19 protein-coding genes and 1 tRNA gene are annotated in these 20,572 nt (G+C 50.7%); 12 read left to right on the top strand and 8 right to left on the bottom strand.

The genetic code is table 11. From position 1 onward, the window contains the following. Window positions 1–14 precede the first annotated feature (14 nt). The 3 genes from MRBLPE1_RS03130 to MRBLPE1_RS03120 are packed head-to-tail and all read left to right on the top strand — an operon-like array spanning window position 15 to window position 5,799. Window positions 15–1,142, top strand: coding sequence for a glycosyltransferase family 4 protein (locus tag MRBLPE1_RS03130; RefSeq protein WP_364141403.1), 1,128 nt, complete (start codon window positions 15–17; stop codon window positions 1,140–1,142). A gap of 32 nt (window positions 1,143–1,174) precedes the next feature. Then, window positions 1,175–2,461 carry a metallophosphoesterase family protein gene (locus tag MRBLPE1_RS03125; RefSeq protein ID WP_364141400.1) on the top strand — a complete coding sequence of 429 codons (1,287 nt, stop codon included), beginning with the start codon at window positions 1,175–1,177 and terminating at the stop codon, window positions 2,459–2,461. 47 nt (window positions 2,462–2,508) lie between these two features. Next, on the top strand, window positions 2,509–5,799 hold the full coding sequence (locus MRBLPE1_RS03120) for an AAA family ATPase (RefSeq protein WP_364141397.1): 3,291 nt from the start codon (window positions 2,509–2,511) through the stop codon (window positions 5,797–5,799). A 23-nt stretch (window positions 5,800–5,822) separates the two neighbouring features. Here the strand turns inward: MRBLPE1_RS03120 and MRBLPE1_RS03115 are convergent, their stop codons facing one another. Next, a complete protein-coding gene (locus tag MRBLPE1_RS03115) occupies window positions 5,823–6,863 on the bottom strand; it encodes a hypothetical protein (protein WP_364141394.1) in 1,041 nt (346 codons plus the stop codon). Between the two features lie 63 nt (window positions 6,864–6,926). On the opposite strand from MRBLPE1_RS03115, the gene MRBLPE1_RS03110 reads away from it, so the two are divergent. Continuing rightward, on the top strand, window positions 6,927–8,270 hold the full coding sequence (locus MRBLPE1_RS03110; RefSeq protein WP_364141391.1) for an ArsB/NhaD family transporter: 1,344 nt from the start codon (window positions 6,927–6,929) through the stop codon (window positions 8,268–8,270). 5 nt (window positions 8,271–8,275) lie between these two features. Here the strand turns inward: MRBLPE1_RS03110 and MRBLPE1_RS03105 are convergent, their stop codons facing one another. Then, the gene (locus tag MRBLPE1_RS03105) at window positions 8,276–8,986 is read right to left on the bottom strand and encodes a hypothetical protein (protein WP_364141389.1); all 711 of its coding nucleotides are present in this window, start codon (window positions 8,984–8,986) and stop codon (window positions 8,276–8,278) included. 272 nt (window positions 8,987–9,258) lie between these two features. On the opposite strand from MRBLPE1_RS03105, the gene MRBLPE1_RS03100 reads away from it, so the two are divergent. The 3 genes from MRBLPE1_RS03100 (at window position 9,259) to MRBLPE1_RS03090 (ending at window position 10,592) form a co-directional block, all read left to right on the top strand. Further along, window positions 9,259–9,828, top strand: coding sequence for a xanthine phosphoribosyltransferase (locus tag MRBLPE1_RS03100; protein ID WP_364141386.1), 570 nt, complete (start codon window positions 9,259–9,261; stop codon window positions 9,826–9,828). 82 nt (window positions 9,829–9,910) lie between these two features. After that, complete coding sequence (locus MRBLPE1_RS03095) at window positions 9,911–10,231, top strand: hypothetical protein (RefSeq protein ID WP_364141383.1); 321 nt, start codon at window positions 9,911–9,913, stop codon at window positions 10,229–10,231. A gap of 136 nt (window positions 10,232–10,367) precedes the next feature. Continuing rightward, window positions 10,368–10,592: a hypothetical protein gene (locus MRBLPE1_RS03090; RefSeq protein WP_364141380.1), complete on the top strand. Its 225-nt coding sequence runs from the start codon at window positions 10,368–10,370 to the stop codon at window positions 10,590–10,592. Between the two features lie 144 nt (window positions 10,593–10,736). On the opposite strand, the gene MRBLPE1_RS03085 is transcribed toward MRBLPE1_RS03090, so the two are convergent. Continuing rightward, a complete protein-coding gene (locus tag MRBLPE1_RS03085; RefSeq protein ID WP_364141377.1) occupies window positions 10,737–11,717 on the bottom strand; it encodes a CapA family protein in 981 nt (326 codons plus the stop codon). A 100-nt stretch (window positions 11,718–11,817) separates the two neighbouring features. On the opposite strand from MRBLPE1_RS03085, the gene MRBLPE1_RS03080 reads away from it, so the two are divergent. Further along, complete coding sequence (locus MRBLPE1_RS03080; RefSeq protein ID WP_364141375.1) at window positions 11,818–12,498, top strand: SIMPL domain-containing protein; 681 nt, start codon at window positions 11,818–11,820, stop codon at window positions 12,496–12,498. Between the two features lie 749 nt (window positions 12,499–13,247). Here MRBLPE1_RS03080 and MRBLPE1_RS03075 read toward each other — a convergent pair. Beyond that, window positions 13,248–13,331 (bottom strand) — tRNA-Leu (locus tag MRBLPE1_RS03075). Window positions 13,332–13,413: 82 nt separating this feature from the next. Between MRBLPE1_RS03075 and MRBLPE1_RS03070 the strand changes: the two genes are divergently transcribed. From MRBLPE1_RS03070 to MRBLPE1_RS03060, 3 genes are all read left to right on the top strand, one after another. Further along, window positions 13,414–14,013, top strand: coding sequence for a xanthine phosphoribosyltransferase (locus MRBLPE1_RS03070; RefSeq protein ID WP_364141374.1), 600 nt, complete (start codon window positions 13,414–13,416; stop codon window positions 14,011–14,013). Between the two features lie 85 nt (window positions 14,014–14,098). Beyond that, window positions 14,099–14,533, top strand: a complete 435-nt coding sequence (locus MRBLPE1_RS03065; RefSeq protein ID WP_364141371.1) for an Rrf2 family transcriptional regulator — start codon at window positions 14,099–14,101, stop codon at window positions 14,531–14,533. Window positions 14,534–14,752: 219 nt separating this feature from the next. Next, window positions 14,753–15,544 carry a divergent polysaccharide deacetylase family protein gene (locus MRBLPE1_RS03060; RefSeq protein ID WP_414698843.1) on the top strand — a complete coding sequence of 264 codons (792 nt, stop codon included), beginning with the start codon at window positions 14,753–14,755 and terminating at the stop codon, window positions 15,542–15,544. Here MRBLPE1_RS03060 and MRBLPE1_RS03055 read toward each other — a convergent pair. Continuing rightward, complete coding sequence (locus MRBLPE1_RS03055) at window positions 15,509–16,210, bottom strand: N-acetylmuramoyl-L-alanine amidase family protein (protein ID WP_364141365.1); 702 nt, start codon at window positions 16,208–16,210, stop codon at window positions 15,509–15,511. The two genes, MRBLPE1_RS03060 and MRBLPE1_RS03055, sit on opposite strands and share 36 nt — an antisense overlap. A 136-nt stretch (window positions 16,211–16,346) precedes the next feature. On the opposite strand from MRBLPE1_RS03055, the gene MRBLPE1_RS03050 reads away from it, so the two are divergent. After that, the gene (locus tag MRBLPE1_RS03050; protein ID WP_364141362.1) at window positions 16,347–16,541 is read left to right on the top strand and encodes a YqzE family protein; all 195 of its coding nucleotides are present in this window, start codon (window positions 16,347–16,349) and stop codon (window positions 16,539–16,541) included. On the opposite strand, the gene MRBLPE1_RS03045 is transcribed toward MRBLPE1_RS03050, so the two are convergent. The 3 genes from MRBLPE1_RS03045 to MRBLPE1_RS03035 form a co-directional block, all read right to left on the bottom strand. Next, the gene (locus MRBLPE1_RS03045) at window positions 16,532–17,428 is read right to left on the bottom strand and encodes a hypothetical protein (RefSeq protein ID WP_364141359.1); all 897 of its coding nucleotides are present in this window, start codon (window positions 17,426–17,428) and stop codon (window positions 16,532–16,534) included. The genes MRBLPE1_RS03050 and MRBLPE1_RS03045 overlap by 10 nt on opposite strands. A gap of 121 nt (window positions 17,429–17,549) precedes the next feature. Beyond that, window positions 17,550–18,509: a YqhG family protein gene (locus MRBLPE1_RS03040; protein WP_364141357.1), complete on the bottom strand. Its 960-nt coding sequence runs from the start codon at window positions 18,507–18,509 to the stop codon at window positions 17,550–17,552. Then, window positions 18,506–20,329 (bottom strand): DEAD/DEAH box helicase, encoded by a 1,824-nt coding sequence (locus tag MRBLPE1_RS03035; RefSeq protein WP_364141356.1) that lies wholly within the window; start codon window positions 20,327–20,329, stop codon window positions 18,506–18,508. The genes MRBLPE1_RS03040 and MRBLPE1_RS03035 overlap by 4 nt, the downstream gene beginning before the upstream one ends. Window positions 20,330–20,572 lie beyond the last annotated feature (243 nt).

The raw sequence follows: 20,572 nt of genomic DNA, 5'->3' as shown, positions 1-20,572 counted from the left end.
AAAGGATGGGACACATGAATATTTTACAAGCCTTATTTTTCCCACCGGAGCAGCCGGGCGGAGTTTCTTCCATGATCCCGTACATTCAAGATAGATTTATTAAGCTTGGTTGGCAAATGGAGTTGTTTTCCCTTCCCAAGCGGGTAAGAGGAAAAGGCCAAGAGGAGGTCAAATTCCAGACCTTCGATCATACGGTCTACAGCGGGAACGCAATGGTTGATAAATATATACAAACCTATAAAGATTACGTATGGTGGACGAAAATGCGCATTAAAAAGCCGTACGATATCATACATGCCCATCATCCGATCGCTGCGCTCGTCATGAAGCAGCTGTTTCCGGACACGCCGCTGGCCGTAACCATCCATTCCAGCTATGAGCGCGAGCTTATTTTGAACGGGAAAATCAAGGAAGGCGGGCCGGAGCATCAATTTTTGATGAGCCTTTACGGAGAATTGGAGGCGAAAGCGGATCATTTGCTTACGGTATCCGAATCGTTTCGTACATACATCGCTCCCCATATCAAGCAGCCCGAGCGGATTAAGGTCATACCAAACGGCTTTGACGAAAAAAGATTCAAGCCAATTTCCCATGAAAATGCGGTAACGCAGCTGATTACGGTGTGCAGGCTCGTTCCTGCCAAAGGGCTCGATGTGCTGCTGCATGCATGCGCGGCTTTGAAGCAGAAAGGGCATCCGTTTGTTCTACATATCATCGGGGACGGACCCATTCGCGAGGAGCTTGAAGCGTTGGCGGTGGAGCTCGATCTGTATGACGACATTATCTTTTACGGCTACATGCTGCACCCGGAAGAATTCATGCCGTTTTTTGACGTGTTCGTCCTGCCTTCGCGAGCGGAGGCATTTGGTTCGGTGTTTGCGGAAGCGGCTCTTTGCTGGCTTGCTCTGGTGGGCACCAATGTCGGCGGGATAGCCGAGCAAATCGAGGACGGGGTGAACGGTTTGCTGGTTCCTCCTGAGGATCCGGAAGCGCTGGCTGATGCGCTCGAGAAGGTCGTAACCGATCCTTCCTACCGTTACCATCTTGCAAGAGCCGGATCGGAAAAGGCGAAAAAGGTATATTCCCTTCAACGCGTCATCGCTCAGCTGAAAAAAGTTTATATCGGCATGAAGCCGGAATAGCGGCTCATTCTATCGGAATAGGTGGTTAGCGGATGTCAGTACCGTTTCGATTCATACATGCAGCAGATTTACATTTGGATAGCCCCTTTCGCGGGCTTGCCAAAGCGCCTGGGCCCGTTCGGGAGGCTTTAACAGAATCAACCTTCGACGCGCTTAGAAGGCTTACGCAAGCCGCGATAAGCGAAGAGGTCGATTTTATCGTATTAGCCGGCGATTTGTTCGATGAGGCCGATCGCTCGCTTAGAGCTCAGCTAATGCTCGTTCGGGAATGGGAGAAGCTGGCGGAGAACGGCATCGCGGTTTATGTCATTCATGGCAATCACGACCCTCTGAACGGTACGCGGGCAAAATTAGCGCTGCCTCCTAACGTCTATATATTCGGCGCAGAACAGATGGAATACCGGCCGGCTTACCGCAAAAGCGGTGAGCTGGCTGCCTTTGTTTACGGACGATCCTACGGAAGGCGAGCCGTGTCCGAGAATATGGCTGCAGCTTATCAAATCCAAGCCGAAGCACCGTTCCATATCGCTATGCTGCACGGCAACGTGGACGGCGACGGTACGCATGATCCATATGCGCCTTGCGCGCTGGACGAGCTGACCGGCGGCAAAGGTTTTGATTATTGGGCGCTTGGCCACATCCATCATCGCAGGGTGCTGCATGAGTATCCTCATGTGGTATACGCCGGCAACGCGCAGGGAAGAAATCCGCGCGAAACGGGAGCAAAGGGCTGTTATTTGGTTGATGTCACGGCAGCCAAAGCGATTGAAATGACTTTTTTGCCTCTGGATAAGGTCCGATGGTTTGAGTGCAACTTCCCGATCGCCGGCGTCAGCTCCGAGCAGGAACTGCTTCGGCTGCTCGATGCCGAGCTGGAGCGGGCTCTGGCGGATTCGGAAGGCCGGATGGTTATGCTGCGCTTTATCTTGAACGGCCGGGGGCCGCTGCATAAGAAGCTTTCGGACCCGGGGGTCGTTCGGACGCTGCTTGAACAGCTGCAGGAGGCAAGAAGCATGACCGAGGACGAAGCATGGATCTATGTGTTCGGCATGGAAGCGAATACCGGGGCTGAACTGAACTGGGAGGAGCTCGCGTTGGAGGACAGCTTTGCTGGGGAGCTTTACCGCGTCAGCTCAGAGCTGGCGCAAGACCGGCAGCAGTGGCGGGATTTCGCGAAAACGGCGGTCGGACCGGTTACCGGCCATGCGAAGCTGGGAAGGCTCCTGCGAAGCCGTTTGGACGAGCTGCCGGAGCATTGGCTGGAGCAGGCGCGCGAGCTGACGCTCGGCATGATCCACAGCAGCGACGGGGACGAATGATCCGGAATGCCGGTTTCTATGAAAACCTTTAGGAGATGACGTGAAGCATGAAGCTTTTGAAGGCTGAAATTGACGGATTCGGACAGCTTTACGGCAGGCAGGTCCCGCTTGATGCATCGGTCATTATCGTGTACGGACCGAACGAAGCGGGCAAAAGCACGATGTTCGGGTTTATACGCTCAATGCTGTTCGGCTTTGCCAAACGCGGACAGGCGCAGGAACGGCAGGAGCCGATAAACGGAGGCAAGCACGGAGGCCGATTGGTTTTCCGCAATGCGGCGGATGAGACTTACATCGTTGACCGATATGCCGTTGACGGCGCAGGGAAAGTCAAGCTGCGCGGATTGGATGCCTCATCAAACCCAGAAGGGCTGCTGCAGGAAGGCGCGGTGCTCTCCCAGACAGAATGGGAGCGCGCCTTTCTCGGAGGCGTGAGCGAGAAGCTGTACCGGCAATTGTTCGCCATTTCGCTTACGGAGCTGCAGGAGGTTGGCGCGTTGTCCGGCGATGAGCTGGGACGTTATTTGTACCAGGCTGGCTGGGATAACGGTAAAACGATCGCAGCGGCGGAGAAGCGGATACTGCAGGAAATGGAGCAGCTATTTAAGCCGCGCGGAGCGAACCAACAAATGAATCAGCAGCTCAAAACGCTCGAGCAGCTGGATGCCGAGCTGCGAAAGCGGCAGGATGCGATCGTCTCGTACAATGCGCTGACGCAGCAAACGACTAGCGTGGATGAGGCGCTGCGCCTTCTGGAGCTGGAGCTTCCGGCAAAAGAAGCAGGCCATTTGCTGCTGAACAAAGCCGTTTCGGCGAGGCCGCTGTGGATTCGCAAGCAGCAGCTCCTCATTGAACGGGAAAACTTCGCCTATGCCGCTTCCCTCCCTGCCCATGCGGAGAAAAGCTGGGAGGAGCTGCTTCGGAGAAGAGCCGCAGGCCGCGAGGAATGCGAGAAGCTCAGGCAGAAGGCAATGCTGCTTGAGCTCCAGCTGGAGTCGATCAGCTATGACGAGCAGCTTATCCGCATGGGCGAGGAAACCGAGGCTCTTCTTCAAGCTTCGGAGAGCATGCGCCTGCTGAAGCAGGACAGCTTCACGCTAGAGGCAGAGCTTCGCGAGCATGACGAGATGATTGCGAGACTCGTCAGCAGCATAGCGCCCGAATGGACGGAGCGGCAGCTCAGGGAGCTTCATGTGACGGTAGCCGACCGCGATTACGTAAGAAATGCAAAGCAGCTGGAGCTTGATTATACGCGGACAGAGGAGCGGTTCGCAGCTGAACTGGAGACGCTGAAGCAGCAGGAGCAGGAAGCGTCCATGGCTTACGAGGAAGCGAGGTCAGCCGCGCTGCTTGACGCGCAGCGGCGCGAGCAGGAAGGAGCCGGCACCGGGTTCGAGGTGCTGCCTCATGCGCGCGATGCGCTGAAGGGGGCGTGGAACGCCCTGGACGGCGCACTCCGCGAGTGGGAGCTCGAGCGGGTGCGCTCTGCCGGAGCTGCTGCAGACGGGAGCGATAGCGGGGCGGATGGCAGCGGCTCGGCAGCAGCAGGCCTCGGCGGAGCCGGCCTGCTGTGGGCTGCGGCGGCAGGAGCGGGCGGAGCCGCGCTGGCGCTTGGGGCTGCCGCGCTGGCCGGTGCATCCGGCGAAGCGGGGATCGCTGCGCTGGCGCTTGCAGCCGCCGCGCTAGTGTTTGCCGCGGCGGCGATGCTTCGGAGCCGCGGCGCAGCACGCCATGCTGCCAAGGCGAAGGGGGCAGCTCTGCGCGGCAGGGGGAGAGCACGAGCAAACGGAGTCTCGCCGACGTCAAACGACGCAGGCCAGCTGGCCATAAATAGCCGGGAAAAGCAGGTGCATCAATCGCTGGAGGCACTGGTGAAAAAACCGCATGAGGCCGCCGCCGCCTTGTTTGCCGCTAAGCATTACAGTTCGCCCGAGCATCTGCTGGCAGCCGAGCAGGCGCGCATGCAGCTGCGCGCCGCGGTTGAAGCCCGGCTCGAGGCGCTGCAAAGCAGCGAGCGCCTCGAAGGAAGCAGCAGCGAGCTCGCCCGCCGCCTGGAGCGGCTGCGCGCGCATGCTGCGGGCCGCAGCGAGGCCGCCGCCGCTGCCGCGCAAACAAGGCAAGCCGCCGCCCGGGAATGGGCCGGCTGGCTGGCTGCGCGCTCGCTGCCGGCGGGCATGTCGCCGACAGCTGCGCTTGAAGCGTTCGAGCTTGCCGAGCAAGCCTTGCAGCGGCTGCAGCACTATGACCGCCTATCGGCGAGGCAGGCCGCCTCAGAGAAGCAGTTGGCTGCTTTCGCAGAGCAAGCAGCCGCATTATGCTCGCATTTCGAGGAAGCGGCTGTTCAGCTGGCAGCGGACCCTGCTGTCGCTTTGCGGCTGCTGCATGCCGAAATTCGGCGCCATGCAGCAGCAAAGCAGGAGGCGCGCGGAATTCTCGCGCGCCGCGATGAGCTGCTCTTAGCCAGACAAGCGGCGGAGTCGGAATTGCTGGAGCTCTCGAAGCAAATCGAATCGCAGCTTGAGGAAGCCGGACTCGTTAATGAAATGCAATATGAGCTAGCGCTCGAGCATCGCCGTATCCTGCAGGAGCTTGAACTTGAGCTGACCAAGCTGACGCTGGAGCTCACTGCGGGCATGTCTGCGGAGAGAGTCTTCGCGCTTGAAACGATGTACGGGACTTTCAATGAAGAAGAGCTCCAATCGCAGCTGTCCGAAACGCAAACGGAAATCAGTGCACTGGAGCAAAAGAAACGGGAGCTTCTGGAGCAAAGGGGCAGGCTGCGGCAATCGCTGGATTTGCTTCGGAAAGAGGACGAGCACCAGAAACTTCTCTCCGATAGAGAAATGACGGTTGCGGGCTTGGAAAAGGATGCGGAGCGTTATGCGGTGCTTTCGGTCAGCGCGGCGCTGATCAGCCGGACGAAACGGATTTACGAGGAGGAACGCCAGCCGGTCGTTCTCCGCAAGGCTTCCCATTTTATCGCGAAGCTGACGCAAGGTAAATACATTCGGGTGCTGACAACGCCTGGCGAACCGGGGATCAGGCTGGAATCCGCGGAGAGACGCCTAGTTGATAGCGGTATGTTGAGCAGGGGAACGGCGGAGCAGGTTTATCTGGCGATGCGGCTCGCGCTCGCCGAGGAAGCATCAAGAGGTGCTAAGCTGCCCATGATGCTGGATGACGTATTCGTCAATTTCGACCGAGGACGGTTAGAAGCCGTAACGGGCTTGCTTGCCGAGCTGTCCCGTGACCGGCAAATGATTGTAATGACCTGTCATGAGCATGTCCGGGACGCGATGCTGGAAAATTGCGAAGGCGCTTTGCTGGTGCAGATCTGATCCTGCTAATTATGTTTCGCTCATTAATTAGCGGATACACGCTTGCGGATGATCAAAATGAGCCAGCCGAAGCTGATTAAGCCAAACAACGGATACAGCGTGGAGAGCAGCATGCCGAAGCCGATTTGGCTGGCTACGTAACAGATGGCGAGAATAAGCAGGACGATCAGGCTGCGCGCCCATTTCAAACGTTCATGAAGCTGAAGGGTCAGCCCGTATATATCCGCGATGAGCGTCGTGAAGATCTCCGCGAAAATAATGAAAATATAAATAAACTGCACGCTTGGTCCCAGCTGCCTTGCAATGCCGCCCATCGGAATCGCAAACTGTTGGATTCCAGGCATATGTACCGATAATGCAATATGACCGGCCAGCAGCATGAAGCCGATCCCGATGCCCCCGACCCACGAGCCGGCGATGATGACTTTGCGGTCGTTAATTTCCGCTCCGAGCGGAACAAGCACGGCTTGGGACATGGAGAGATTAAAGGCCGTATAGAGGAACGGAGAGGCCCATGCTGCCCATATGGAATGATCGCTGACCAAGGTAATGAATTTGTCTGCGCCCGGCGTTTGGAAAGTATCGATCATGATGAGCACCGTGAAAAGAAGCATGACGGGCACGACAATCGCATTAACGGTAAGGATCGCGTTCATCCCTTTTCGCAGTAAGAAGTAACAGGCGGCAATCGTAATTAACAGGCCCGACTGATACGAAATGTTCCAATGCTCATAAAAAATCGTGCCGGCGCCTGCGAGCATAACGGCCGTTACGCCAAGGAGCACGACGAGCATAAAGTGGCTGATAAGTCGTCCGTATTTGTCGCCAAACAACGCCTTATTTAAGTCTTCATACGATTTTGCCCTAATTTGGCTTGCAATAAGCATCATTTTTGTGCCCAGCCAAATGAATAAAACCGTAGACAATGCAATTGTAATTGTGCCCCAATACCCGAAACGGGTAAAGAACTGTAATATTTCTTGACCGGTGGCAAAGCCTGCTCCTACGATTGTGCCCATGTAGGTCGAAGCAATTTGCAGCACCTTTCCTGTACGTTTCCACATCGTCTACCGTCCTCCGTTCGATGACCTCTTATATTAAGAAGGTATGTCCAAGCGGGGACAGGCATGACATTTTTCAAAATTTTAGGATTTTTGAGTATTGAAGTCAGGAGTTCGATTCGTGAGATGTTCATTGCCATTATTGTATTTGCTGCCGCGTTAGCCTTCATTTTGATCAAGCCGAAGGGCATAAATGAAGCCTTTATCGCATTGGCAGGAGCGCTTATATTATTTACTGCGCAGCTTTTAAAACCGGAGGATGCGGCGTACATATGGGGTTTTGTCTGGAACGCGACGTTTTCGCTTATCGGTATCATGTTATTTACTTCATTGCTTGATTATAATGGTTTTTTTCGCTGGGCTGCCCTGCATATCGTTCACCGGTTCCATCATCGGCAGCTGCTGCTCTTCATAGGCTTGTCGCTGATGGCAGCGCTTATTACCGTTTTTTTTAATAATGACGGCACCATTCTTATTATGGTTCCCATTGTTCTCGAAGTAACCGCATTGCTTAAGCTTTCACGCAGCGGAAGATTGCTATTTTTGCTCGGAATAGGCTTTATGGCAGATACCGCGAGCGCCCCGTTAATGATGAGTAATTTGACCAATATTTTAACGGCGGATTTCTTCGATATTTCATTTGGCGAATACGCCTCGCGCATGCTCTTGCCCGGAATCATTGCCATTGTCGCCACGCTTACCGTAACGGTAGCTTTCTTCTGGCAGCCCATCGTTCGGGAAGAGAAAAGAGCACTGGCGCCGGAACTCTTTCCGATACCAGCTTCGGCTATTTCAGATAAACGGTTATTTTATTTATCGTGGCTCATCATTTTATTGATGATGATCGGGTATTTAGGCTCGGAGAGGGTTGGCATTCCGTTAGCGTTTATTGCGCTTGGCTGCGCGGCGATTCAGTGGGCGGCTTCAGCAGCGGCAGGCCGCGCGCCGTTTAAAGAAACGGTTTTGCGAGCGCCTTGGCTCATTATCGTATTTGCTTTATCAATGAATTTAATCGTATACAGCTTGCATGTACAGGGAGCAACCGCGTGGTTTCCGGAGGTCATAGCGCCGGCAGCGGAGAAAAATGACCTCATCGGCATTTTTGGTTCCGGATTATTGTTTTCATTGCTTGCAGCCGCGATTAACAATTTGCCGGCCGTTCTTATTTCTTCACTGGCAATCGAGCAGGTTAACGGGCCGGATTATTTGCCGTATGCAAGTTTGCTGGGGACTTCCGTAGGAGCAAAGCTGACACCGATCGGTTCGCTAGCCACTTTGTTATGGATTCAGCTTGTGCGGCAGGGAGGCATAACGGTCAGCTGGCGCGAATATACGAAATACGGCCTATTGCTAACCTTTCCTATTTTGCTGCTTGCATTGTTTGGTTTGTGGCTGCTGGATTGGTCATAACTTAATTAGTTTAGCGCGAGAAGCTTAATGGACACGATCAGATTGTGGGTTGGATCCAAATCAAGCTTGAGCAGCGCGTCTTTTGCTTTAAAAGTGAGCATATAGGCTGTTTGTTTCTCTGGCTTTCCCAGCGCAAGCAGCGCTGCTTCGGTTTTATCGCCGATTTGGAGACCGCTTAATCCCGCTGAAATTTCTTTGCCGTAGACCTCAATATACTGCACGTGTTTGTAGGCATTGATACCAACTGCGAAGCCGTCGTATTCAAGCACGGTAATCGGCTCGGTTTCTTCCTCAAGCTTGTAGCTGTCTAACGGCTTGCCATGTAGCTTTGAAACTTCGGAATCATGGTCACCGATGGCAATGCCATAGAGCGAAGGGTTGTCGGCGGCCCATTCGGCATCCTCGCTTTGCGTTTTTACTTGTGCTTTCGTATCATTCTCTTGACGTAACGTCGAGGTTTCGGCGCTTGTGTCGCTTGACGTATCCGCCCGGTTCAAATGCGGTTCTATTTTCTGCAGCTCATTGTCTGCCGTCTCCGAATACGTTTTCTGAGGGCTGTCGGGCGTATCGTCACGATCGGGTTGAGGAGACGCAGCGACTACCGTATTAGAAGGTTCTTTCGGCGATGCGGTTTGGCAGCCGGCGAGCAAAATGACCAGCGCAGAAGCAGCCGCAACCATAGCAGCTTTTGTCGGATCTTTGCGAGAGGTATTCATAAATTGGACTCCTTTCTTATATAATATTAATCGGTAATGGAGCTTTTATTTATAAATGCACATACTGGACATAGGCTTTAGATATGAAAAGTTACTAAACTATTAGACGCTAGCAATTGGGAAAAGTTGCTCTTTTTTTCCGAGGATTTGAAATTTTACCTTTGAAATACTAAGTAATATTAAGGTTTCGGTTTGAAGGCTTCCCTAGGGTTGCACTTTTTGCCTGACCTATGGTACGTTATCAAAAAGGATTTTGGTGGAGGTAATGAAAGATGGAGAGCTTAAAAAAACGCATTTTAGCAGAATCGTCCGTATTGTCGAGCAACGTGCTGCGGATGGATGCTTTGATCAACCACCAGGTCGACCCTGAATTGACAATGGAAATGGGACAAGAATTCGCGAGACGCTTCGCTGAGGAACATATCACAAAGGTGATTACGGTGGAATCCTCCGGAATTCCGGCGGCATACGCTACAGCATATACGCTGGGAGTACCGCTCGTATTCGCACGTCGGAAGAAGACGCTCATCGCTGATCCGGATGCCTATATCGAACGCGTGCCTTCTTTTACAAAAGGTATGGTAACCGATATTATGGTGTCCAAACAGTTTCTAACGGCTGAAGACAGGGTACTCTTTATTGACGACATTATTGCGAATGGCGATGCCGCACGCGGACTAATCAAGATTATACAGCGTTCGGGAGCAGCTTTAATCGGGCTTGGCGTCGTCGTGGAGAAGTCATTCCAAGCCGGTGGCAGAACATTGAGGGAGCAAGGGATTCGTGTGGAACCGCTCGTTCGTATTTCATCTCTAGATAACGGTGAAATAAAATTTGAGTAGAATGTTCCAGTACAAATGCTCTTTTCCCATTCGGCAATATCGCTTATAATGATATAGTAGTGATCGAGGGGAGGCACAAGTTATGGGGGAAATGTCTGCAGAGTTTATGTATACGAAGTTAAGTGACGCCAAGGTCCATTTTGAGCGTGCACTAGACTGTAAACATACGGAATTTGATGATTTGTATCCTTATATGATTGAGCATCCGCAGTTTTTTTGGTACAAACGTTATGTGGCATGGTCAGAGCTGCTGACGATTGTAAAGCTGTGCGACGAATTGTCTATTGAATGGCGGGATCAGTTCACTGACCGTCAGAGCGAATATATCGGCAAACGCGTGATGTCATCGCGAGTTTTGGATGAATGGTATGAAACCAATGATGCAAAAGAGCATGCAGGTTAGCTGAACGTTAGATAGTTTCAAACTTCAAACGAACGATCACTTATATATTCAAAACAGCCTCAATGTTATGCGCGAGCATCCATTGAGGTTTTTCCATACAATGGGAGCTTTAACGCAGAAACAGGAGGAATTAATCATGGTAAGCGAAGAGCAGCTGGACAAATTCCGTGTCAGCGGCGAAACGATAAGAGTAGTAAGAGATGCAATGGAAGCTAACGATGTTCACGGCATCGTCGTTGCTTGGGATGATACCTCGGTTGTTATACGGCGTCCCAGCCGCCGCGTCGTAAAACTCAGCCGCGCCCACAGCTACCAGCCGGTAGCGGAGGAGCGCGCGAATCCTTTTGAGGATGCTACATAGAGCCTGGATGATCATTTTTTATCGCAGCAAATAGCAAAGAGCCTTTGTCCCGTTGGGATCAAAGGCTCTTTGTTTCGATATGATGCTGACCGTCGGATCGTTTATTTGCAGGATAGCAAACGCAGCTTGGCAAACGGCTGTCCGCTAGCGGCGGCGAGTTACGGGAACGAGCCTATAGGTTGGTTTACCGCCGGGTTTTGAATACTTGGTCACTGTACGGATGCGGCTAACACGCTTGATGTCAGTTGATCCTTTGCTGTTTTTCGTTATCGTCAGCTTCAGGATCATCGCGCGAATGGTCTCTATATTATTAAAAAGCTTCGGTGAAAGGAAATTGCCTAACGAATAAGCGGCAACTCTCGTTTTGGTTACACCATATTTGTCCTTCACCTTTCTTGTTACGACGGGCTGCAAGACATGTGGGTGAGCGCCCAAAATAGCGTTAGCGCCGTTTCTGAAGCAAAGATCGACGACTCGCTTCTGCGCTTTGTTCTGCTTGAGGTGGAACTCCCGGCCAAAATGGAGACAGACGATAACAAAATCGCATTTCTTTTTGATACGGTTAATGTCGGCTGCTATTTTTTTGGAATGAAGCCGGTTAACCTGATAGGATTTTGCAACAGGCATTCTATTCGTTCCGTACGTATAGGATAGAATACCGATATCGATGCCTTTGACGCGCATAATCAATAAGCGTTTAGCCTCGTTTAACGAGCGAGCGGTGCCGGTATGCTTAAGGCCGTGACGGTCAAGGACATTCAACGTGCGCTTGATGCCGTATTCGCCTCCGTCGGCGCAATGGTTATTGGCTGTCGTCATGACATCGAAGCCGGTATGCTTGAGCGTCGATGCAAGCTCATCGGGGCAGTTGAACATCGGATAGCCGGTGCGTTTGCTGCGCCGTTCGTATCGGCCGAGTCGATTCGGATTGCTGCCGAACCAAGGCGTTCCGGAGAAGGTCGTCTCCAAATTGCCGATCAATAAATCGTTATTTTTTAGTTGGCGTGCAACTCCGGCAAAAATCGGACCGAACGAATATTGATTTTTTTTGGATATTCTAGCGGAGTCGATAATCCGATTTTTCATGAGCAAATCTCCGACTGCTCCAATCGTAATCGTAGTCATCTTTCACCTCTTTCTGTAAGACTGTAATACTTTATTCGAGCCGATGGCAGGTGCGCGCGGTATAAGCCTAAGGCTGATAAAACTAATAAGGAGTTGTGCCATGAACGAATACATGATGAATCACGGGGGCAATAGTCATTCGCCAAGGAAAGCTTCAACCATTGAGGTAATCGGGGAAGGATCGGCAGCAGCGCCTGCCGATCAAGCAATCGTTGTGCTCGGAGCTGTAACGGAAGGAACAGATTTGCGTCCGATTCAAGCTGAAAATGCCAATATCATGACAGCAGTCATTGGATCGTTGCTGAGGCTGGGCATCCCGCGCGACAAGCTGCAGACGCAGGAGTACCGTATTGACACGATGTATGATTTTGTTGATGGAAAACAAATATTCCGAGGCTATCAAGTAACCAACCTGATTCAGGTGACGGTTGATCAAGTCGATCAGACAGGGACTGTCGTGGATACGGCCGTCGGCAGCGGCGCCAACCACGTATCCAGCATCAGGCTGACAACTGCCAGACCTGATATTTACGAGCATCAAGCTTTATCGCTGGCTGTGCGTGACGCTGCGCAAAGGGCGCTGACGATTGCGAATACGCTCGGTGTCATGGCAGCCAATGTACCGCTAGAAGTTCAACAGCTGCCGCTTCCAGGAGGGCCTGTCCCGATGTTTAAAGCAGCGGCATTCGCCGGCAGCGCGGTTACGCCGATCGAGCCGGGGGGGTTAACGGTGAATGCTTCTGTTCGAGCCGTATATGCTATTTTGCCAGGTTCGCATTAGGATCTGTAAAAGCACTCTCCAAGGGGTGCTTTTTCTTTTGATTAGCTGCGCTATTCTAAAGGATACATATTCAATATAGGGTACTATTAAGGTGCTGAAGAGAATGGAAGCTAACGTCGATTCTGTATGAAAAAGGATGGTGTACTCATGTTAGGGAATTTTGCAGTCCTGAGTTTCAATCTTAATAGATTTAAAATGTTTAAATGAGATTCCTCATTCGATTGCTGCAAAGGAAGTATGCCATTTTTTGTCCTCATTGCCGTAATGAATTAAATTGGTTTGAAACAAGCTTCGGGAGCGGGATCACGACCGAATATCTGAAATGTGTCACCTGTGATTTGTTTTATATAAATGATTCTGTATTATCTGAAACGGATGTGCCTAAAAAAAGAATCGAACATTTTAAAAAACAAGGTTTTAATGACGAAGGTTATCAAGGCGGTCCTACAAGCAGCTGCTATCAGCCGAAATGGTTGAGGAGTATTGAAAGATTGTTTATGTAATTACTCGAATAAGAATCGGTGAATGAGGGAGGGGGATAAACTATGCCTAAATATAAAGTATTAAACGTCCACAGTGTTAGGCAGTAGTGTTTTGTTAATAAGGAGAGTATCTTTACATGAAGAACTTTATAAGATAATATTTCCATACACACGAAACACGTTCGATAGGAGTAAAGAGTTGGCTGAATTGGTGACTAAAAAAAGAAAAAACCCTTGATTATCAAGGGTTTTGAATTTGAGTGTAGATGCGGTCGAGAGGACTCGAACCTCCACGGCTGTTACACCACTAGAACCTGAATCTAGCGCGTCTGCCAATTCCGCCACGACCGCATAACTTGTTTCAACAAAAAGCATCTTATCATAATGAAGATGGAATTGTCAATATTATTTTAGAAAAATGGAGGAAGCTGCTGTGAAGCAATTAGAACAAAAGATTTTAGAGGAAGGCATTGTATTAAATGAACAGGTCCTGAAGGTAGATTCCTTTCTAAATCATCAAGTTGATCCGCAGCTAATGTACAGCATGGGCCAAGCCTTTGCCGCGTTCTTTGAAGGAAAAGGGATCACGAAGGTGATCACGCTGGAATCGTCGGGGATCGCGCCTGCAGTCATGACCGCGCTGGAAATGAATGTGCCTCTCCTATTCGCGCGAAAGCGTAAGTCTTTAACGCTTAAGGATGATTTGTACACGGAAAAAATATACTCCTTCACGAAGCAGGAAGAGAGTGAGGTCACGGTGTCGCGCAAGTTTTTGGAAGCGAAGGACCGTGTGTTGATTATCGATGACTTTCTCGCAAATGGCGATGCGGCGTTAGGATTAGCTCGTATTGCAGAGCAAGCGGGTGCTTCCGTCGCTGGTATCGGTATCGTAATCGAGAAGGCTTTCCAGCCAGGAAGGAATAAGCTGATCGAGCTTGGGTATGATGTCCATTCTTTGGCAAGAGTTGCCTCATTAACAGGCGGAAAAGTAACTTTTTCCCCGGATTTGTCCGGCGCAGACAGCAGCAACTGAGATTGACAATTCCAACAGCATGTAACTATAATGCTTACATGATGGACGTAACGGAAAAGGGAAATCAAGACAGGCGGTGATTGCGTTGACTAGCAATAGGTTTGCGGTAGCGGTTCATATTATGACGTTACTCGAGACGAGTAAGGCAGCAAGATTGACATCAGACATTATCGCTGGCAGCGTGAATACTAATCCTGTCGTCATTCGGAGAATTATAGGTTCATTGAATAAAGCGGGTCTTGTAGCAACAAGCGCAGGCATAGCGGGTGCCGTTATAACAAGGCCGGCAGGCGAGATTACGCTTTTTGATATCTATAATGCTGTGCACAACAATGGGTCAGATGAGCTTTTTGCCATTCATGAGAAACCGAATCCGGCATGTACGGTTGGCCGCCATATTCAATCTTCTCTTGAAACCGCCTTTAATGAAGCGCAGAAGGCGATGGAAAACCAGCTGGCGAGCATCACGCTTGAGCAAATTACACAGGATGTCCTAAGCAAGACGAATGGATTAAAATGATTAGACCTAGAGGCCCCGCAAAGGCTTCTTTTTTTATACGCTGTAAGTTTCAGCATATTTTCCAGCTTGTACACAAACACTAATCCTAAAAGATGAGAGGCGTGTGCGGCAATGAGCAGACAGCGTAACGAATTAGAAGGAAGATCAAGATTGGCTATATATAATAAGAGATGCTTCCCCTTAAGGAGAACGGCTGCTGTTGTATTTATTGGCATAATAATGGCGGTTGGAGATCCGGGCACTTATGCAGTTTCTGCGGAAAATGCGGCAATCCGAGTACCTGCCGCGGGAGTCAACGAAGAACGGCGAACGGTCGCTGTGGTTATTGATGATTTCGGAAATGGCATGAACGGAACAGCGGAAATGATGAAGCTTCCGATTAAAATTACGGCAGCGATTATGCCGTTTATGCCGACGACTAAGCAAGACGCAGAGGAAGCGCATAAACATGGGCATGATGTCATTGTTCATATGCCAATGGAGCCGAAAAAGGGGCTTAAGAGATGGCTGGGTCCAGGCGCCTTAACGACAGATCTCAGCGATGAAGAGGTGCGGAAACGGGTTGAGGCAGCCATAGATGATGTGCCTCATGCCATCGGCATGAATAATCATATGGGCTCGAAGGTGACAGCCGACGAGAGGATGATGCGCATCGTGCTTGGCGTATGCAAGGAACGGGGACTCTTTTTTCTCGATAGCCGAACAACCTATAAGACGGTAGTGCCAAAAATCGCAGCGGAGCTCGGCGTTCCGATTGTTTCCAACGATGTGTTCCTGGATGATGTGTATACCGTACAGCATATCTCAAAGCAAATCAGCGTTCTTCGCAAGCATCTTGAGTCGCACGAGAGCTGCATTACGATCGGACATGTCGGACCGCCAGGGAAGTTCACGGCATCGGTCCTCCAGCAATCCATACCCGTCATGCAGCCAAACGTACGCTTTGTTAAGCTGACCGACTTAATTAGCGGCGGGTTAGTGAATGATCCACTTATACTGCCTAATTCCTGATGCAATCGCCTCGGCAACCTCCATTTGGCGCTTGGAGTCAGTCAGCATCGTACGGTCATGTTCGCTGCTGATAAAACCCATTTCGACGATGACGGCAGGCTCCTCAATGCGTTTGAGCAAATAAAACGGCTTTCCTTCTCTCGGGAGGAAGGACGTATTTTGCTGTCGGTTCAGCGCATCTTGAATGCAAAATGCAAGCAAGGAGCTTTCTCCGCTATTCTGATGCAGCACGAGTGGGCCTTTCTCCGAGCTTTTTTTCGACCAATTCACATGCAGGCTTACGAGCAGTTCACTGTCAATTTCCTGGGTAAGCTGCCGCCGCTGCGACAAATCCTTGCGATGCCTGGAGCGTGTAATATGCCAGCGGTTATCATCGCTCAAAGCATAATCACCCGTGCGGTTTAGCACAGCGGGGATGTTTTGGCTTCGTAATATAAAATACAGCTTCCGGGCTACTGCTAAATTAATGTCTTTCTCCAAAATTTCGGCTGCCGAAGCCCCTCCGTCAATGCCACCGTGACCGGCGTCAATAATGACGACGGTAGTCGGCAGCGCCCAATCCTGCTTGGAGCCTGCAGGAATTAAAGGCCATGCAAAAGCGCTGATCGGTTGGCTTACCGCAGCGAGCCATAATGCGAGAAAGCTCATAATTATTTTACGGAACATGCAAGTAACTCCTCCAGATCACTTTGACATACGGTTAGATTGTCTTTTTGATGGATAACTCATGCATGTTTACATTCGATCGCTGCAGGGCAAACTGAATTTATCATTTCATACGGAGCTGAGGGGGAGCATTCAAATGGCAAAAGGCGATGAGTACGTGAAGTTCGTGACGGAGAAATTCGTGACTTATATGGAAACACCGAGGGAAGAGAGAAAACAATCAAGAACGTCAGCCAAAGCGCGGAGAGAGCCTTGGCTGACGCGGTGGTTCGGTTGGGGGCCGATGAGCATTATGCTTTGGTGGCGGGGACGCGCGCAGCGTCAACGGTAAAAACGGCCAAGCTCGATAAGCAGCGAGACCGGGATGTAACGCCGGTCTAAACCATCCTCGCCAGCTTCAAGAGCGACATAGAGCTGGCCGCTGTCCCATTTGTTATATCCGACTACGGACCAAACATACAGCATTTGGCCATCGAACAGCTCAGCGGTATATCGGAGCTGTTCTTTGTTGTTTATTTTTGCAAATAGGGAATTATAAGAGGATGCGTTTAATGATATCGGCCTATCCGTTAACCATGGAAGCTTGTCATAGGCATTAAATGAGGGCAAAGACACTTGCTTTAGAAGTGCTGCATTGGCTCCGATTTGCATACGCTCTAGATTAACCGGTTTTTGTGATTCGGCAGCCAACCAATCGTTTTCCCCAATAGGAAGGCTTTCGCCGCTGGCAGCATCGGTATAATAGGTTTCCTTCTCCGATGCCACCTTCCAGGCTGCGAGCAGAGGATTCACGTATAGAGCTTCGATGCTGGATGCGGGATGAAGCAGTTCGAGCTGCCGGACGGATTTGGAAAGCGTGCCTTCATCAAATGGGGGGCTGCTGCTTGTCCCATACTCACCGAGCTGGTAACCGCCAGACTCTACGGCGTTGATGATGAGGTAGCCGACCGTAAGTTTATTTTGCTTAACCAGCACTAACCAGCTATGCGTGCCTGGCCCGATCGGGGAAACGACAAGCGAAGCTTGCTTCCAAGCATGGAATGAAGGCTGGGACGCCAGTTCCGCTGCCCATTGCTCGGCTTGTTGTTGCACTGGCTCATAGATGGCTGACGGATTCGTAAGCGCGGATGCAGACTGTGATTGCAAACTGCCAGAATATAGGACAATAGCGGTTAATACACATGCCGCTGTCAGTTTAATGAATTTTTTTCGCATCATTTATCACCTCTTTGCTATTGTATCGGACATGCTTTGAGAAGGCTGTTATAACCTGTCACGTAATGGCGGTCTTTCGACCGCCTTTTTTTGACGTATTGCTGCGGAAATCGTCTAATCCATGTCAGTCGATGCCTTCCAGATGAAAGATGCCGCAGTTAATGGCGGAAGCAGTCACCCGAGGCTCGTATTGCCATTTTATTTCTGATTTCCGCTGCTCGAATTGCTCCTCGATGGCCGGCTTATTGTCTTCTAGGGCATTGTGAATTAGCGGTTCATAATAACCGCTTATTCGCTCAAGCTCCTCTTTAAGTCTTGCGGAAGCACTCTCAGCCCAGCTGTAGTCATAGGTACGAAGCTTGCGTTCGAGCGCTTGCTCCACGATGCCGAGCGCTTTGTTGAAGGTGATGCCGTTCTTGGTAATATGAATATTAGCGGGCAGCCTTGGTGAAAGTTTATGGGTGAGCAAACGGTCATAAAACTGCTCAACGCATTGTCCTGTCGCCAGCGAAACGCCGAAGCAATGGATTTCTTCGCGTTTGCGGTCGCATGCGAATTCAACCCGCATATTGACGCCGAGCCACGCGGTATACGGGGTGGACGAAAAGGGATTGCTGCTTCGTTTGTCGGGCTCTTGAAATAAATAAACGAAGCTACCTTTCGATTTCGCCGCGTCGAACAGCATGTCGAGCTTACGGGCGCCAAAAAACAAGTCCTCGCGGGGTACCCGGGCAGGAGCGGCGAGATTGCCGTGCACGAAGCCGAGTGAGCGTCCAAGAGCGGCATTCGCTGCCGCATTTTGTGCGTCTTCCGCGGTATTCTGCTGGACGGCTGCCGCTTCGGCTTTTTTGGTTTCCTCGGCAGCGTCATATTTGTTTTTGTCCGTCACGAACAAGAAGGTCATCGTCTCCGGTTCGGCGTTAACCCGGTCTACGAAGCTCCAGTAATACGGGCGGTTCGTCAGCTCGCGGTCGGCGAGAGGAGAGAGCTTGACCGTAAAGTGGCTGGGTGATTTTTCTAAAATGGAACATTCTGTCGCCTCTAAATATCGATTGACGAATTTGTGCACCTGTTTCTCGTTCAAGGCTGCACCTCCACGGATTGTCCGAGCGTATCTAAATTAATGAGCAGATCGGGGCTGGCGGGAAGGGGGTTTTCGCCAATCTTTACCTCTTCTCGGATCCGACTGAGCGAGGAGCCCAAATGATTGATTTTCTGCTTCAAATCCGTCTCATTGCCTGATTCAAGCAGCATTTTGGCCAGCCGCTGCTCCAAGGAGCCGTCCCCTTTCTCGAAGCGTTCCAAAATATGATCAAGCTCTCCAATGACCAGCTCGAACAGATTAATTTTTTCATGCAATAGATTTACGATATGCTCTTCGATGGTGCCGATGGTGCATAGATTGTAAATTTTCACGTCTTCCTTTTGTCCAAGTCGGTGCACGCGACCTATGCGCTGTTCTACTCTCATAGGATTCCAGGGCAGGTCGAAGTTAATCATATGGTGGCAAAATTGAAGATTAATGCCTTCGCCGCCTGCTTCCGTAGCGATCAAGATTTGTGCGCGGCCGCGGAATAAATCCATCATCCAGTCCTTTTTGCCGCGGTTCATGCCGCCCCGGTAAGGTACTGCGATCATGTTTTGCGCGCGGAAAAATTGGAGCAGATACTCTTGGGTAGCCCGGTACTCCGTGAAGATGATGACCTTGTCATCCATTTCTTTGACAAGCTCCATCGCTTTTTCTGCTTTCGTATTTGCTTTGATATTGCGAATTTTCTCCACAAGCTCCCAGATTTTCGGACGCATAGGAGAGTCCTCGGAAGTTTTCTTGAACAGATTGACGAGTGTCAAAAAAACGGCATCCCGGCTGCTGCAGACTTCGCGCTGCAGTGTAACGAGGGAGAGCATGCTGGTTAAATCCCCGCCGCTTTCGTCGTATCGTTCCTTCACAAAGCCGGTCACCGCGTCATAGAGCGCTTTCTCTTCTTCGGATAAGGTGAGCGGGATATTTTTGACAAAACGTTTCGTAAAATGGATGCCTCCATCACCGCGGCGATTGCGGATCATCACGCCGGAAAGCGCCTCCTGAAGCTGATCTTCATTTTTCGGCACGCGCTTATCAACGACGAAATTAGCTGCAAAGTCGCTTAAGCCGCCAAGCTGTCCGGGCTTTAGCAGCGTGATTAGGTTGAACAGCTCATCCATATCGTTTTGAATCGGCGTAGCCGTCAGCAGCAAGCAGTATTTTTTGCGCAATAGATTGGCGAACTGATAGTTCGTCGTTTTCTTGTTTTTCAGTTTATGAGCCTCGTCAATAATGATGAGGTCGTAGTCGGTACCGAGTACAAGCTCGCGGTGCGGCTCTCTCTTAGCGGTGTCGATTGAAGCTACTACCACATCATAGCCCCAGGTATGCTCTTTTTTCTGGGCCACGGCGGAAATGCCGAACTTTTGGTTAAGCTCGCGCACCCATTGCAAAACAAGCGAGGCAGGAACGAGAATTAAAACTCGTTTCGCTAAACCGCGAACAATATATTCTTTGAGTACGAGCCCGGCTTCTATCGTTTTGCCAAGGCCAACCTCATCGGCAAGAATCGCGCGTCCGCCCATTTCGTGAACCACCTTGCGCGCCGTGCTGATTTGATGCGGCATCGGCTCGAAGGATGGCAGCGAGCGCAGACACAGAAGCTGCTCGAAGCTTTCGATTCGTTTTGCCTGTTCTGCCTCCATCGTGAGCTGATATAACGTCCAATCATCCCATGGGCCCCCCCGCGTTGTGCGGTTTTGCAGCTCTTCAAACCAAGAACGGTCACATTGCAGGTCGACAAGTGGATGAAGCTTACGCGTTGCGATCGCGTTTCCCGCTTCGGCTGAGGCAGCCTGCGGCGTTGTCTGGAATGTCATCTGGTGCAGCTCCTTCCGCGGTAAAAGGGATAAGTTGTAATCAGTATTGCCTTTTCATCCAATATTAATAAGATGCTGGTTAAAAAAGAGGATGGACAAGAAAAAGTATGAAAACAGGCATGTAAGCGGCTGGGATTGTTATTTTCAGCCATATACAAGCCTGAAAATCAATATGTGGTATAGTATAATCGTTTTATCACACAATATATTGTGCTATATGCATATCATAACTATACATATGCT

Source organism: Paenibacillus sp. LPE1-1-1.1, from assembly GCF_040676435.1.
GTDB lineage: Bacteria > Bacillota > Bacilli > Paenibacillales > Paenibacillaceae > Pristimantibacillus.
The sequence above is the reverse complement of the archived record's forward strand: the minus strand, read 5'-3'. Positions and strand labels throughout refer to the sequence as shown.

What these genes read in the sequence shown, in the direction of transcription:
- MRBLPE1_RS03130 (WP_364141403.1), top strand. Translation starts at nt 15, where the DNA reads ATGAATATTTTACAAGCCTTATTTTTCCCACCGGAGCAGCCGGGCGGA.
- MRBLPE1_RS03125 (WP_364141400.1), top strand. Translation starts at nt 1,175, where the DNA reads ATGTCAGTACCGTTTCGATTCATACATGCAGCAGATTTACATTTGGAT.
- MRBLPE1_RS03120 (WP_364141397.1), top strand. Translation starts at nt 2,509, where the DNA reads ATGAAGCTTTTGAAGGCTGAAATTGACGGATTCGGACAGCTTTACGGC.
- MRBLPE1_RS03115 (WP_364141394.1), bottom strand. Translation starts at nt 6,863, where the DNA reads ATGTGGAAACGTACAGGAAAGGTGCTGCAAATTGCTTCGACCTACATG.
- MRBLPE1_RS03110 (WP_364141391.1), top strand. Translation starts at nt 6,927, where the DNA reads ATGACATTTTTCAAAATTTTAGGATTTTTGAGTATTGAAGTCAGGAGT.
- MRBLPE1_RS03105 (WP_364141389.1), bottom strand. Translation starts at nt 8,986, where the DNA reads ATGAATACCTCTCGCAAAGATCCGACAAAAGCTGCTATGGTTGCGGCT.
- MRBLPE1_RS03100 (WP_364141386.1), top strand. Translation starts at nt 9,259, where the DNA reads ATGGAGAGCTTAAAAAAACGCATTTTAGCAGAATCGTCCGTATTGTCG.
- MRBLPE1_RS03095 (WP_364141383.1), top strand. Translation starts at nt 9,911, where the DNA reads ATGGGGGAAATGTCTGCAGAGTTTATGTATACGAAGTTAAGTGACGCC.
- MRBLPE1_RS03090 (WP_364141380.1), top strand. Translation starts at nt 10,368, where the DNA reads ATGGTAAGCGAAGAGCAGCTGGACAAATTCCGTGTCAGCGGCGAAACG.
- MRBLPE1_RS03085 (WP_364141377.1), bottom strand. Translation starts at nt 11,717, where the DNA reads ATGACTACGATTACGATTGGAGCAGTCGGAGATTTGCTCATGAAAAAT.
- MRBLPE1_RS03080 (WP_364141375.1), top strand. Translation starts at nt 11,818, where the DNA reads ATGAACGAATACATGATGAATCACGGGGGCAATAGTCATTCGCCAAGG.
- MRBLPE1_RS03060 (WP_414698843.1), top strand. Translation starts at nt 14,753, where the DNA reads ATGGCGGTTGGAGATCCGGGCACTTATGCAGTTTCTGCGGAAAATGCG.
- MRBLPE1_RS03055 (WP_364141365.1), bottom strand. Translation starts at nt 16,210, where the DNA reads ATGTTCCGTAAAATAATTATGAGCTTTCTCGCATTATGGCTCGCTGCG.
- MRBLPE1_RS03050 (WP_364141362.1), top strand. Translation starts at nt 16,347, where the DNA reads ATGGCAAAAGGCGATGAGTACGTGAAGTTCGTGACGGAGAAATTCGTG.
- MRBLPE1_RS03045 (WP_364141359.1), bottom strand. Translation starts at nt 17,428, where the DNA reads ATGATGCGAAAAAAATTCATTAAACTGACAGCGGCATGTGTATTAACC.
- MRBLPE1_RS03035 (WP_364141356.1), bottom strand. Translation starts at nt 20,329, where the DNA reads ATGACATTCCAGACAACGCCGCAGGCTGCCTCAGCCGAAGCGGGAAAC.